The sequence below is a fragment of the Paenibacillus physcomitrellae genome (assembly GCF_002240225.1).
In the GTDB taxonomy this organism is placed as follows: Bacteria; Bacillota; Bacilli; order Paenibacillales; family Paenibacillaceae; genus Fontibacillus; species Fontibacillus physcomitrellae.
This window is the reverse complement of record NZ_CP022584.1, coordinates 817,731-831,585: the sequence shown is the minus strand read 5'-3', so window position 1 is coordinate 831,585 and position 13,855 is coordinate 817,731. Positions and strand designations below refer to the sequence as shown.

Annotated in this window: 13 protein-coding genes; 11 read left to right on the top strand and 2 right to left on the bottom strand. The window is 50.2% G+C overall.

Annotation, left to right across the window (positions count from 1 at the left end; genetic code table 11):
* Positions 1 to 23: 23 nt before the first annotated feature.
* The 6 genes from CBE73_RS03750 to CBE73_RS03725 all read left to right on the top strand — a co-directional run bounded on the left by CBE73_RS03750 (position 24) and on the right by CBE73_RS03725 (position 5,575).
* Positions 24 to 1,190 carry a chromate transporter gene (locus tag CBE73_RS03750; protein WP_094096119.1) on the top strand — a complete coding sequence of 389 codons (1,167 nt, stop codon included), beginning with the start codon at positions 24 to 26 and terminating at the stop codon, positions 1,188 to 1,190.
* A gap of 100 nt (positions 1,191 to 1,290) precedes the next feature.
* Positions 1,291 to 1,569, top strand: a complete 279-nt coding sequence (locus CBE73_RS03745; protein WP_094093059.1) for a hypothetical protein — start codon at positions 1,291 to 1,293, stop codon at positions 1,567 to 1,569.
* 219 nt (positions 1,570 to 1,788) lie between these two features.
* A complete protein-coding gene (locus CBE73_RS03740; protein WP_094093058.1) occupies positions 1,789 to 2,556 on the top strand; it encodes a DUF3891 family protein in 768 nt (255 codons plus the stop codon).
* A gap of 14 nt (positions 2,557 to 2,570) precedes the next feature.
* The gene (locus CBE73_RS03735; RefSeq protein WP_094093057.1) at positions 2,571 to 3,074 is read left to right on the top strand and encodes a hypothetical protein; all 504 of its coding nucleotides are present in this window, start codon (positions 2,571 to 2,573) and stop codon (positions 3,072 to 3,074) included.
* Between the two features lie 165 nt (positions 3,075 to 3,239).
* Positions 3,240 to 4,151, top strand: coding sequence for a tyrosine-type recombinase/integrase (locus tag CBE73_RS03730; protein WP_094093056.1), 912 nt, complete (start codon positions 3,240 to 3,242; stop codon positions 4,149 to 4,151).
* Positions 4,152 to 4,468: 317 nt separating this feature from the next.
* Positions 4,469 to 5,575, top strand: a complete 1,107-nt coding sequence (locus tag CBE73_RS03725; RefSeq protein WP_094093055.1) for a DUF3900 domain-containing protein — start codon at positions 4,469 to 4,471, stop codon at positions 5,573 to 5,575.
* 327 nt (positions 5,576 to 5,902) lie between these two features.
* On the opposite strand, the gene CBE73_RS03720 is transcribed toward CBE73_RS03725, so the two are convergent.
* Positions 5,903 to 6,832 (bottom strand): L-lactate dehydrogenase, encoded by a 930-nt coding sequence (locus tag CBE73_RS03720; RefSeq protein ID WP_094093054.1) that lies wholly within the window; start codon positions 6,830 to 6,832, stop codon positions 5,903 to 5,905.
* 338 nt (positions 6,833 to 7,170) lie between these two features.
* Here CBE73_RS03720 and CBE73_RS03715 point away from each other — a divergent pair, with 338 nt between their 5' ends.
* The 4 genes from CBE73_RS03715 to CBE73_RS03700 all read left to right on the top strand — a co-directional run bounded on the left by CBE73_RS03715 (position 7,171) and on the right by CBE73_RS03700 (position 10,610).
* Entirely contained in the window at positions 7,171 to 8,232 is a 1,062-nt protein-coding gene (locus CBE73_RS03715) for a polysaccharide deacetylase family protein (RefSeq protein ID WP_174704656.1), read from the top strand.
* 85 nt (positions 8,233 to 8,317) lie between these two features.
* Complete coding sequence (locus CBE73_RS03710) at positions 8,318 to 9,601, top strand: WD40/YVTN/BNR-like repeat-containing protein (RefSeq protein WP_094093052.1); 1,284 nt, start codon at positions 8,318 to 8,320, stop codon at positions 9,599 to 9,601.
* 205 nt (positions 9,602 to 9,806) lie between these two features.
* A complete protein-coding gene (locus CBE73_RS03705) occupies positions 9,807 to 9,992 on the top strand; it encodes a hypothetical protein (protein WP_094093051.1) in 186 nt (61 codons plus the stop codon).
* 207 nt (positions 9,993 to 10,199) lie between these two features.
* Positions 10,200 to 10,610 carry a DUF2500 domain-containing protein gene (locus tag CBE73_RS03700; protein WP_094093050.1) on the top strand — a complete coding sequence of 137 codons (411 nt, stop codon included), beginning with the start codon at positions 10,200 to 10,202 and terminating at the stop codon, positions 10,608 to 10,610.
* A 240-nt stretch (positions 10,611 to 10,850) separates the two neighbouring features.
* On the opposite strand, the gene CBE73_RS03695 is transcribed toward CBE73_RS03700, so the two are convergent.
* On the bottom strand, positions 10,851 to 12,176 hold the full coding sequence (locus CBE73_RS03695; RefSeq protein ID WP_094093049.1) for an FAD-dependent oxidoreductase: 1,326 nt from the start codon (positions 12,174 to 12,176) through the stop codon (positions 10,851 to 10,853).
* Between the two features lie 220 nt (positions 12,177 to 12,396).
* Here CBE73_RS03695 and CBE73_RS03690 point away from each other — a divergent pair, with 220 nt between their 5' ends.
* On the top strand, positions 12,397 to 13,815 hold the full coding sequence (locus CBE73_RS03690; RefSeq protein ID WP_094093048.1) for a sedoheptulokinase: 1,419 nt from the start codon (positions 12,397 to 12,399) through the stop codon (positions 13,813 to 13,815).
* Positions 13,816 to 13,855 lie beyond the last annotated feature (40 nt).

Here is a 13,855-nt window from a genome sequence, read left to right as displayed (position 1 = left end):
CTGGTGACAGGCCAAGCAGCAAGCTGTCCGCATTAGGCGAAGTGTGGAAGGTGTCTTTTAAGCTCGGACTGACCTCTTTTGGCGGTCCGATAGCCCATTTAGGGTATTTCCACAATGAATATGTCAGGCGTAGAAAATGGCTCGATGAACGAAGTTATGCCGATCTGATCGCCTTATGCCAGCTGCTTCCGGGTCCGGCGAGCAGCCAGGCCGGCATTGGAATCGGCATCATCCGCTCCGGACTGCTGGGGGGACTGGTGGCCTGGCTGGGATTTACGCTGCCCTCGGTGATCGCGCTTGTGCTTTTTGCTTATTTGTTTAAAGGTTTCGATCTGGGAACTGCGGGCTGGATCCACGGCTTAAAAATCGTAGCTGTCGTCATAGTCCTCCAAGCCGTACTGGGCATGGGCCAGAAGCTGGCCAATAACCGCAGCAAAGCGACCCTTGCAGTGCTCGCGCTTGGCGTGACTTTAATTTGGCAAACGGCCTTCAGCCAGGTTCTGCTGATTGTGGCCTCCGCATTTATCGGTGTCCTGTTGTTCCGGAAGGAGACGGCGGGAGACCCCTCAGAGCTCCCTGTGCCCGTCAGCCGCAGAACCGCTGTGATTTGTCTAGTTCTATTCCTTGTGCTGCTGGTCGCTCTTCCGCTGCTGAGGGAACAGTCGGCCAATATTTGGCTGGCTATGTTCGACAGCTTCTACCGGTCGGGCTCGTTAGTGTTCGGAGGCGGACATGTTGTGCTGCCGCTGCTCGAAAGGGAGGTCGTCCCAAGCGGCTGGCTCAGCCAAAACGAGTTCCTGGCCGGATATGGAGCCGCGCAGGCGGTTCCCGGCCCCTTGTTTACTTTTGCCGCTTATTTGGGTGCCTTGATCCATGGAACTGCCGGGGCTGCTTGGGCGATACTCGCCATCTTTCTGCCTGCTTTCCTGCTGGTGGTCGGTGTGCTGCCTTTTTGGAGCGTGCTGCGCCGCAATCGGAGAGTGCAGGGCGCTTTAATCGGCGTAAACGCTGCCGTTGTCGGCATTTTGCTGGCCGCTTTATATCATCCGGTGTTTACGACAGCAATTATTGTTCCTTATGATCTGGTGCTGGCCGCCGCTTTATTTCTGATGTTGACGTTCTGGAAGCTGCCTCCCTGGGTGATTGTTCTGGCAGGAGCAGCCGGGGGAGAACTGCTGGCATGGAGTTAAACGGAGCTGGGTTGTGTCTGCTGCTGGTATGAATAAGAAATGCCTTTCTCATGCAACCTAATGACAGACAATAGTTCCAATTGAAAGGAGCGTTTACTCATTGACGAAAGATTATGATTCCAGTTTGCACGAAAATAATTCGATTGCCCGGGCCCAAATTGCCGTGAACAAATTGCATAACGCGGTTTCGCAGGCGTTGAGCCATCCTACCGAGCAGATGCTGGAGCAGGCAGAGAATCGCCTGGCCCATACGGAAGAAGCTGTAATGGAAGCTGCCGAAAGTGCCGAAGGCGGACAAGGCGTCGATTTGGTCAACGAAGCTTTGGATGAAGAGAAAATACGCCTGAGAGGGGCCGAAGATGTAGTTTACGGCGATTAGCCTGCCGGTCCAAACCAAGGAGTGTCCGTATGCGGACCTCCTTTTTCTTATGCCAAAAAAACTGCGTATAACATAAATTATACGCAATTTCGATTCTGAGCCATTTAAAAATCGGAATCCGGGTCAATATGTGTTAAAATAAACGGTGAATACAGCTGAAGATAGCCTATTCCTGGAAATTTTACATATCTTCTATTTTATACAAAGGAGCAGCCGTTTATGATCGTTCGTGAACATGATATGGGTTTGGTGATGATCGAACAGCACGAACACGGAAGGTTAGCCGGAGAGTTTGCCAAACAGCTGAGGTCGGATGTGTTACACCCCGATGACCCTTATGCTGACGATCTGATTACGGCCGTTTACGAGCATGACCGCGGCTGGATCGCTTTGGACAAGAAACCGCTTTGGAATGATGCGATGGGCAGACCTTACACGTTTGATGATTATCCGCTTGAACCCAAGCTTGAGGCTTACAAGCAAGGTTTGGATGAGGTTGAGGAAATGAGTCCTTATGCGGGATTGATCTGCAGTCTGCATTTTTTATCTTTTACACAGCAGGCGCATGAGAAGCTGTGGCAGCAATTTGTGAGCTGGGAAGAGAAAAGACAGGAGCGGCTTAGGCGCAAGCTGGCGATTGAGAAGAATGACCCCGCCGTATTAAGGCATTTCCGCTTGCTTCAGCTGTGCGATGACCTTTCCTTATATGTAAGTATGAATGAGCCTGGAACTGACAAAGAGGCGGAGCATCCCTGGTTTCGGGACGGGTTCGCTCATACGGAGTTTCTAAATCCGAAGGCGGCAAAGCCGCTGACGGCTTATTGGACGGAGAAAGAGCGGGTTGAGGTGAAGCCGAGTCCTTTTTCCGAATCGTTTGAAGTGACGATCACCTACCGAAAGCTGGCCAAAGAACGAATCCGGCAGATGGGCGGAGAGATGGCTTATAGAGCTTCCACGCCGCGTACGGCCAGCTTATGGATTAAATAGAGGAGGCAGCGATTATGGGGTGGCTGAAGAAAGCAGGAGTAACCGCAGGCGAAATCACGGGACTGATGCTCGGCGGCAGCATAAGAGTGGTTGGGGAGCTTACCGGAGCCAAGCTCGTTAAGGAAATTGGAGACGGAGTTGAGGCAGCCACGGCCAAGACAGGTCTTGTTCTGGGGCACGCAGCAAGCGGTGTCTGGGATGTGGGAACCGGCTTGATAAGCCGAAACGAAGAAAAGCTGGAGACCGGTGTCCAAGATATGGGAGCCGCAGTGGGAACTACGCTTCGCGGCGTGACCGACGGGATCGGTTATATTTATACGAGCGGCAAAGATGTCGTACAGGGCATTAAGGATCAGGATTCGGATCTGCTCAAACAAGGCGCCAAAAATTTGACCAAAGCAGCTGCAATCGGAGCCCTTGCCATAGGGGTGCTGGATTTGGTTGGCGGCGCTGATGGAGGAATGGTGACTGCGGACGCTGCTGATGCCGTGGATTCCGCCGATGTGATGGATAAATAAATACCATTTATGAGCAATAAAGCGCGAAATGAGCGAAACATGAGCGAAGCTGCCGGCTGGAAGGCCGGTTTTGCTTTGCTTGGGGGCCGGGTTGGTCTGGCCTGTTGAGCCGTTGGCGTTTAAATGGGATAAGCGATTTGTTCCTGAAAGGAGGAGCTGCTTCTTATGAAAGAACTACCGGAACTCTATGAGGAAGCATTGGAAGCTTTCGTGATTTGGATGAAAGATGCCGGATATACGAAATACACCCAGAGATCTTATTTAAGCGATGTTTATGAGTTTTTGGACAGCCTGGACGGCAAGCCGCTTGAGCGGGTAAAAAGGCTGCATATGGTCAGTTATCTGACGACCGTCCGGGAAAAAGGCGTCTCAGACGCGACACGGAACCGCAAGCATGCATCGGTTCATTGTTTCTTCAAGGCGCTGAACGAGCTGGAAGTGCTTGAAGGCAATCCGGCAGCCGGGATCAAGAAATCCAAAACCGAAAAGAACCGGCTGCCTGTCTTTTTGGACGAGCATGGGTTGGAGCGGTTCATCCAGCATATTGGCGGAAAATATAAAACGCGGAATATCGCGATTTTTCTGCTGATGGGGTACATGGGACTGCGGGTTGGAGAGGTCAATGCCTTGAATCTGTCGGATTATAATCCGGAAGCGAGGACGTTAAGCGTCCTGGGCAAAGGGCGGAAATGGAGAGTCATCCCGATTCCGGAAGCGGTTCTGCCTTTCCTGGAGGCGGCTCTGGAGAGCCGGTTAAATCCTTGGAGAAGCAAAGAAGAAGCGATGTTTATTTCGCAAAAAGGGAAAAGATTGTCCATCCGCTGCATCCAGCAGATCGCGGCCGATACGTTCGAACGCTTCCAAACCGGCGTGCCGGAAGCCCGTAAAATAGCTTATTCCAGCCATAAGCTACGGCACTCTTTTGCCACGATGCTGCTGCGGCGCGGCGCGGATCTCCGGACAGTTCAGGAGCTGTTGGGACACTCCTCAATCCAGACCACAACGGTATATACTCATATTACCAGCCGTGAGAAAGAAGAAGCGATGGCCAAACTTGAGCTGCGGATTCCGATATGAGTTTGTTTTAAGTTTACATCATTTGAATTATGTAAACTTATTTGGGAAAGAGAAGAACAGAAGTGGAATTCGGAAAGATCTGAAACGAAGACCTAAAACGAGGATCAAAATTCAAAAAGAGAAGATCTAAACGAGATTAATTGTGGATTATCAAAGGTTATTGAAGATCTTTAAAGATCTTTGAGGATCTTTGAAGATCGTTAAAAATTGTCGTGGATTAAAATGGTAATAAAGTTATTTTATATTTATTAATAGTATTAATTATTTATCCTATTAAATATAAATAGCACACCAGATTAGAAGAGGAGTCTACCTGCATGAAGTTTATGGTTCAAATGCTGTCATTTTTTGTGATTCAAGCGGAAGGTCAAGAGAGCAGCAGTACAAATAACACGAACTTATCGTATAAACATTTTCAGACGCTGGACGGAGAAGAGTACATCGACAGCGAAATTCAGCGCTTTCTGAGCGGGGAATTTAACCGGATCGCCAAACGAAAGGTGGAGAAAAATCCATCCGCCGAGCACGCGCCGACCAAAATCGGCCGTTTTATTGTGGAGCCGGAATATGGTCTCGACAGCAACCCCAATTTTAATATGTTTGCGCGTATGCGTGCGGCATCGGACAAACAGGAATTTCAAGATGCCTGCGATGATGTCGTGCGGGCTTACTTGGACACCAGCGCCGTCCGGGGCGGCGCTCTGATAGCTGTGCAGGCCACTCTCGAGAATTATTCGGAGGACCCGTTTATTTTTCTGCTGAAATGCGACTTTGAACAAAAGATCGCGCGCATTTCGGATGAGCGCAGTCTGGTCAACCAGGTCGAAATGGCGATCAGCGCCCGCAGTATGAAATCGATCATGTACCCTTATATGCTGGAGGAAGGCATGGTTGACGACTGGGAGCTGAAGATACATCAAACCTCACATGCCCGGTATTTTGAAGACTTCCTGAAGTTTGTCACTTATGAGCAGTCGATTCCGGAAATGGTGAACGATCATGTGATGGGTTATGTCCAGCAGTTTGTCGAAACCAAGTGGCCGGACGAAACCCATGAGGAACGCCAGCAGGTAGAACGTGAAATCGAACTGTGGGCGGCGAGCGAGAAGAGGGACATTCAGGAGAAGTGGGAACCAGCCGAGGTGGTTGAAGCTGCGGAACGGATCATACAGATCAAACCGGAGATCGAGCTGAAATTCCGGATCGGAGACACGGTTGTTAAAGGCAAGCTGGCTGACTTTGGCGATACCATTCACTTCTCCAAGCTAAACGGCCGTTATGCTGTTATTCTGGAAGGCGATTCGTTTGTATTTGATAAAGGATTTTCACCGGTAGAGTTGCTCCAGCCGGAAACGTTCCAGGAAGTAGCCGAGCGTTTGATCAACAAGAAAACAGAGAAACCGGACGACGGAATGCCTTATTAAACGTAACAAACCTGAATATAACAAACCCTTATTAAACGGAACAAATCCTTATTAAAGTGAACTTATTCTTAATTATTTACGTAAATAAAATTATGTTAACTATTATATCGAGTATTTTAATGACATGAAGTATAGAGTAGTTAACATAGAATAGTTAATTTAGTTAATGTGGTTAACCACCTCGATTAAGCTTATCCACTTAATACTTCCCAGATACTTCCGCTGCAAAAAAGCAAAAGTCCACTGCCTTCTACAGGGCGGCGGACTTTTGCTTTTTTGCTGTATTCACAACTTACAATTTAGAGCTCACAGCTTACTACTTGCAGCTTAAAGCTCCAGGCTGGCGATCTGTTCTTTCAATTTATGAGCAGAAGCCTGGAAACGTTCAAGCTCTTCTTCGTTCAATTCAATGTCGAGCACTTCGCGAACGCCGGAGCGGTCTACGATACAAGGGACACCTAAGTAGACATCGGAAACTCCATTGTAGTCCTTAAGCAGGGTTGAGACGTTCAAGACGGATCCTTCATCTTGCAGAATGGATACAATGATCCGGTCTAAAGCCAAAGCTATGGCGTAGGAAGTAGAGCCTTTAGCGTTGATGATTTCGTACGCGGCGTTTTTGGTCCGGTTAAAAATATCCTCCTTGTCCTCCTCGCTGATTTCAAGGTCGATCCCGGCCACATTAGCCAGGCTCCAAAGCGGAAGCTCGGAGTCGCCGTGTTCACCAACGATGTGGGCATGGATGCTGCGCGGATTGATTTTCTTGTTCTGGCCGATCAAATAACGGAAACGGGCGCTGTCCAGCAGTGTACCGGAGCCGATGACACGGTTGGCAGGGAATCCGCTTTTCTTGAGCGACACATAGGATAAAATATCGACAGGATTTGTCGCTACCAGAATAATGCCGTGATCGTTGTATTTCACAATATTGCTGATGATGTCATCGAAGATCGCCGCATTTCTTTTAAGCAAATCAATCCGTGTTTCACCCGGACGCTGGTTAGAGCCTGCGGCAATGACGATAATATCGGCGTCTTTACAGTCGCTGTAATCGCCAGCCCACAGCTTGACCCCGCCCGCAAACGGAAGTCCGTGATTCATGTCCAGGGCTTCCCCTAAAGCTTTTTCATGATTCGCATCAATCAGTACAAGTTCTGAGACCCTTTCCCGCAGAAACAGCGTATATGCCGTGGTAGCCCCAACCGCACCTGTTCCGATAACGACAACTCGTGTGGGGTGCTGAGTTGTATTGGTCATCGTTCATTCCTCCTTTGATTTCATTTCAAGAGAGCTGTTCTCCTTATTTTACCCAAATATGCCGAAATTCTGTCTCCCAGGCAATATGCCTTATGTACTGTCGCATTAGCACTCCTTTCCCGTTTCTTATATTGTATCTTAAATGATTAAATTCCAATATCCTCCTTGCTGAGGATTTAATTATGATGAGTTTGTAACCGCGGGTTAACCATTCTGTAAGCTCAACTCTATCTATTTATATTATCCTATTATTAGTAGATAGAGTTGATTGCAGAGAGGCTAGGGTGTGGATGGAGAAGCAAAGCAAACCGGGGAAGAACAGAAACAGAAAGATCACCTTGCGAAAAGTAAATACCTTATTGGCCGCTGCGGTTGTCGTTTTGGCATCTATATCCATATATACGGCAAGTACAAATTCCACTGCTAAGGGGAATAAGACGGTAAATGCAACTACTTTGGGAGCTAATCCCACTGAGCCGTCCTCGGCCAAACCCGTTCATGAGAGCGGCAGCGCAGAACCGGAAGGGCAAAATCCTTCCAAGGCACCAGCCAGCGACAAGCCAGGGAATGGATCGAATATGAAGGATGCGGATGGGAAAGAGGCCAATCAGGCGACGGACGCAAGCTCAGGTGCAGATAAACCCGTTGCGACTCCAGTCCCAACGCTGCAACCGGACCCAACGACTCAACCTGGCTCAATGCCTAAAGCGGATAAGGAACCGCTGATTTCCGCCAGCCCTCCGGATAGGAAACCTGGCAAACAGCCTTTGCTTCCCGCGTCGATCAAGACCAAGACGGTCTATTTGACTTTCGATGATGGACCAGGCCGTTATACGGATCAGATCGCAGCCATCTTGGCGAAAAATAACATTCACGCTACCTTTTTTGCCATCGGTGAGAATTTGAAGCATTATCCTAAGCAGGTGAACCACCTGCTGGATGCAGGTCATTATGTCGGACTTCACAGTATGTCCCATGATTACAACAAGCTGTATAAGAGCGGCAGCTCCGCTAATTTCATCGAAGAATTCCAGCAGGAACAAGCCTTGTTCAAGAAAATAACCGGTCAGGACGTGGATCTGATCCGTGCTCCTTACGGAAGCGCGCCGCAAATCAATAAGAAATTCCGCGATGACATCGTAGATGCCGGCTTCAAGATGTGGGACTGGACTGTGGATTCCGAGGACTGGAGCTATAAGAACCATCCCGAGAAGGTGATCGGCCAGGTTAAAAGGCAGGTTCGCGGCAATTTAAATGTGATTTTAATGCATGAAACGAAGCAGACGGTTCAGGCCCTGCCTCAAATCATCGCTTACCTGAAAAATAAAGGCTACGCCTTTGCAGTTTATAAACCAGAGGAGCATCTGGTCGTCAATTTCGCCCATGATGACCGGTTATAATTGGGATGTTTGCGCTTACATGGACTTCACCCGAACTTTTTCTTATAATAATAGATGATAATCTTAGAAAAGGAGGCAGAACAGATTGAGTAAATGGCGGCACAAGATAATTGTTCTGGTTGCAGCCTGTATGCTGTTGTCTGCCTGTACAGCCAGAGAAAGCACATCGGTTTCTGCACCTTTGCAGGAAGAAGACAATCAGGAGAACGGCCAGGTACTCACTGTCGTGAATCCCGAAACGGCCAAATCGGAGGATACTGCGGTTGAATCCAGCAAGAAGAAATACCAGATTCAAACTCGTCTCACCGACTTTCATCTATTGACGGAGACGACCGGCATCGCCTGGGGGATTACCCGGGGGGAGCTGCGGCTTTATACGACTAATGACCAAGGCAGGACCTGGACCAATATTTCGCCGGCTGCAACCGTGCAGTTCCCGGGATTAGTCCGTTATGGTGAAGAGATGTTTTTCCTGGATCAAGGACACGGCTGGATTATGCGCAAGGCTCAAGGCTCAACGGAGGGAATCCTGCTCCACACGGAGGACGGAGGCCTCAATTGGAAAATTTCATCGCTTCCGGCTAACGCTAGCCCAAGCAGTGTTTATTTTACAACCGCCGAACGAGGTTGGCTGATTTCCGTGAGTCCCACTTCGCCGGGCAACCAGAAGAAGTCCGTCTATAATACATATGACGGGGGCAGTACCTGGGTCGCTTCCAAAGATGAAGTGGTCAGCTCGGGACAGACAGGTTCTTTGATCAACCTGCCGCAGTACGGTTATTTCGCGGATATGGATTTTACGACGGAGCAGCAGGGTTTTGCACTGATTCAGGAAATCAAGAAACCCGATCTCTACACCACGAAGGATGGCGGCCAGCACTGGATGCAGAGTAACACCTTCTTCCGCAAACAGGATCTTGGAGAGTGTGACAGCTATACGGCCGAGCAGATCCAATTCTTTAATGAAAGCGGTCAAACCGGGCTCATTCCGATTCGCTGCACCAAAGGAGACACTTCTAAATACAGCGGATACTTTACGTCAGACGGGGCGGCTACGTTCCAGTTTATCGATTTCCCGCTGCCTTGGCAGTCGGGTGTTAATGCGGGACTCGCTCCGTATTTTGTTAACGAAATGGAAGGCTGGAGCTTGCAGGGTTATCTTCTGTACCACACGATCGATCAAGGCAAAACCTGGAGAGCGCTCCCGGAAAACCGCAAGCTTGCCACTACGCTGGACGATTATCCCGAAGTCGTCAAACTTCAATTTGTTTCGCCGAATTACGGCTGGATGCTTGTACAGAACAGCGAAGAGAGAACCTCAAGATTGCTGTCCACCCACGATGGTGGACTTAGCTGGCAGATGCTTTAATGCATGTTGCCGGCTATTTTTATGGATATATAGATGTGGGAAATATGAGGTTGGAAATAAGTTGATGGATACAGGATTATGGGTCCTGATTCTTTATTGGATATTGTGAAAATAATCACATAATTTCCGATAGCCCCGTGATATATTTAACTTGTAAAGAGGAACCCCAACAACCTACAAACCTAAACCCAGGGAGTGAACGATCATGAAAACTCAATTGTTCGATTGTACAACAACCAGAAACCTGCTTCAATTCTGCTATACTTGCACGGACGCTCATGAATGCACGACTGAAGAGATTTGCAAAGAATGCTGGGCGGCCCAGAACCTGCTTGAAGAAGCCGATGAAGCCGGTGAAACACGCGAGCTGCTCATGGAATATTATGCTTGATCTGCAAGCCGGCAGCGGCTTTACAGCTTTCCGATAACCTTCTCCTGCGATTAGACGGGGGAAGGTTATTTTTGTAGGAAAAGGACGAGCTGCCGCATTTCTTGTACAACGGGTTGATCAAGTTTCTGTTTGGCCCGCATATATTTTAGAACAAGCGGGGAAAGCAGGTTAAATTCGCCGTTTCCGAAGCCAAGGAGGGGAGTGGGCATGCTAACCGGATTGGAAATGTTCGACGTGACGGGTTCGGTCATTCCCGTATTTTTTATTGTCATTGTAGGCATTTTGGCGATTTCGGCAGGCAGCGGGATTTTCCGGTGGGTCCGGAACAACCGGCAGCCGGTATTGTCGGTGCAAACTACGGTCACGAGCAAAAGGACCGAGGTAAGCTACCGGCACAGCAGCGACTTGGATACCCACCGATCGGTTACCCGGTATTACATCACTTTTGAAGTAGAAAGCGGGGACCGGCTTGAATTCGAAGTCCAGGGCGAAGAATATGGTCAAACCGCGGAGGGTGATCTGGGCAATCTCACCTTTCAAGGAACCCGTTATCTCGGTTTTCGGCGTCACGTTCACGGATATGCCCGGCAGTTTCCGGATATCCACCGAAGTCATTAAGTCAGCACTACCCGGCCGCCGGAATTACGGCCATTTGTAAGGGAAAGAAAGCGAGGATGCCGCTTGCGTCAGGTCAGGGAAATCAATTTGAGAATCGGTTCCGGAAAATAAACAGCCCCGAAGGATGCCATTAGGGTCCTAGCGGGGCTGTTGTATTTTTGTAAGGAAATGTCTTATCTCTCACGGCTTGGATTCAGCGATACATGTTTCAATGAAGACGTATGCTGTCCGAGTCCGAAGTTAAGAAGACAGAGCTTCCGGTTTGTTCAAACCGGCCAGCAGCGATTGGGCAACATTCCGGGCGCTGGAGAAGGCTCTTTCGGCCAGCTCGCCTTTGCCTACGCAGCCGTCGCCGCAGAAATAGAAAGGAACACCGGCCAGCGTGTTAGGCAGCAGCTGGTTGGAAGCAATGTTCTTGACGCTGGATACCATCGCTTTCTTGGAGACGCGTTTAACCTCCAGAGAATCCCGCCAGCCCGGATAGAACTGATCAAACAGCTCTTCCATTTTGCTGGTTTTGTTATCCATATAAGCTTTCCGTTCCTCATCGGAATCAAAATGGTCGTTCAGGTAAGCAATGCCCTGAAGCAGCTGGCCGTTCTCCGGCACGACGGTGTGATCTGTGGCAGAAACGTCGCTGATAAACATTTTGTTATCCATATCGCTGATATAATGGAATGGACGGGCAACCACTTTGGAGAAACCAACATCATAGACCAGGACTTCGGTTGAAGTGCTGTCCGCATAAGGCTCAAAGGAGGTTTCCCAAGGCGTTTCCTCCATGATTTTGCAGACTTGCTGTACCGGAATGGCGAAGATAACCGCGTCGAATTCGAGATTCTCACGGGTTTTCGTATTCAGAATAAGGGAGCTGCCTTCCTTGCGGAACGATTCTACCGGCTCCTTGACCGAAATGCTCCAACGGCCGCTGTTCTCAATCTTTTGCTGCAGCTGATCGGTAATGACCGCCCAGCTTCCGAGAATGTAGTTGACTGGCTTGGAAGAGAGGAACAGGTTATGATAGTATTCGGCTATCACTGTGCCCGGCACCTTGCGGGCTTCCTCCGGCGTAATAAAAAAGTTCGAGCAGACGAGATGTTCCCAAAGCTCTTTGACGTCGCCGGCCGCATGGGAATGATCCAGATATTCGCCCAGCGTCGGATAATTCTTCAATTGATGAATGTTGGCAATGATGGCTGCGACTTCCCCGACAAAGCGGACTTTCTCCATCGTCGACAACACGTTCGTCTTCATAATGTTCATGAAATCGAGAGGAGCAAGGGTCAATTGGTTGTGTTTGGCGTAAACGACTCGGCGTTTATCCACCTGTTTGCTTTCAAATTGCAGGCCAAGTTCCTGCTTCATTTGGGAGATGGTGTTGCGATCGATTCCGTACACGGCATGAGCGCCGTAATTCAGGGTGAATCCGGATTTCTGATACGTAAAAGCGCGTCCGCCAAGCTGCGGGCTGCGTTCAAACACAACGCCTTCCACGTCGGGGTGTTCCGACAAGTAGGCTGCGGCGGTCAAGCCGGCGAGTCCTCCGCCGATCACTGCTATTCTCATGAATCGTACCTCCTCAGGGTTTGTGGAGCAAAGCTGCATATGCGTTCGTCAGGCTTCATGTTCGCGATTCAATTCATTACTAGTATATGTTATTCATGAAAGCGCGTCCATAGAAACAGACACCTTTTGTTCAAAAATGCAATCGCATTCATTTCCTTTTGTCCTTGCGCGACAAGATTCGTTGCAGAATTCAGTTATAGATGAAAATGGAGGGTAAAACATGAGTCCAGCTTATATTGGAATAGACATAGGGACCACAACCATTACCGGTTTGATTTATGACCTGAACAGACGGGAGGTGGTTCACCGGATTACGGCCAATCAGGATTCGGCCGCGCTGCACGGCCAAGAGAATTGGGAGCGGCTGCAGGACGCGAATGCCATTTATGGACAAACCGAGCGTATTCTTGAGGAACTGCTTCAATTGAACCCTGGAGTAGAAGGAATCGGCTTGACAGGGCAGATGCACGGCATCGTATACGTAAATGAACTTGGAGAAGCTGTCAGTCCGCTGTATACCTGGCAGGATGGGCGGGGAGCCCAAACCGTTCCGGGGGAATCCCGGACTTACGCCGAGCGGATCAGTGAGTTGACCGGATACCGGGTGGCTCCGGGTTACGGACTTGCCACGCATGACTATAACGCGGATCATGGACTTCTTCCGGCAGGAGCCGCGGCCCTATGTTCGATCGCTGACTTTGTGGCGGCGAAGCTGGCCGGCAGGCGATTGCCTGTTATGGATGCGACTCAGGCCGCAGCCATTGGCGGATACAGCGCCGAGCTTGGAGATTGCCGGGCGGAGACAGGAGAAGATTTTGACCGGGAGGCGCTCCGGATGGCTGGATTGGATACGGCTATGCTTCCGAGTGTAGTTCCATCAGGTACGAAGCTGGGGCATACCCGCCAAGGGATCCCGGTATACGCTTCCCTGGGCGACAATCAGGCCAGCTTCCTCGGCAGTGTTCCGGATCCAGAGGATACGCTGCTGCTGAACATAGGAACCGGAAGCCAGTTGTCCGCTTATGTACCGCAATTGACGCAGGCGCCGGAGGGAATGGAGGCGCGCCCTTATCCGGGCGGCGGCGTGCTGATGGTCGGTGCCGCACTCAGCGGGGGCAAGGCTTATGCCCTGCTGGAGATGTTTTTCCAGGAAGTCATAGAAGCTTATACCGGTAAACCGCTGGAGGCCAATGAGGTGTATGCCTGGATGGAACGGCTCATGAGGCAGGCGCCGGAGCAGGAGCAGGGGTTGTCGGTTCGCCCCTGGTTTCTGGGCACACGCTCCGATCCCAATGTCCGCGGGAGCATCGAGAACATTTCGCTGGATAACTTTAAGCCGGCCAGCCTGGCCCATGCTTTACTGAAGGGGATGGTGGAAGAACTGCATGCTTTTGCGCTGAAGCTTCTGGCGGCTAAGCCGGCGAACTATCGCAGACTGGTCGGATCCGGCAATGCGCTCCGCTCGAATCCTGTTTTGTGCGCCAAGGCCGAGGAGGTATTCGGCATGCCGATGCAGCTCAGCGCTTCTCCGGAGGAAGCGGCCGTTGGAGCGGCTTTGTGCGCGGCGGTTGGCGGCGGGCGTATTGAAAGCTTTCAGAGGGCCGGGCGTTTTGTGGCAGCATTAAAGGCAGCGGACTAGTTGCTTAAAAGGGTACTGATAGAGTGCTTGGCGGACGCTG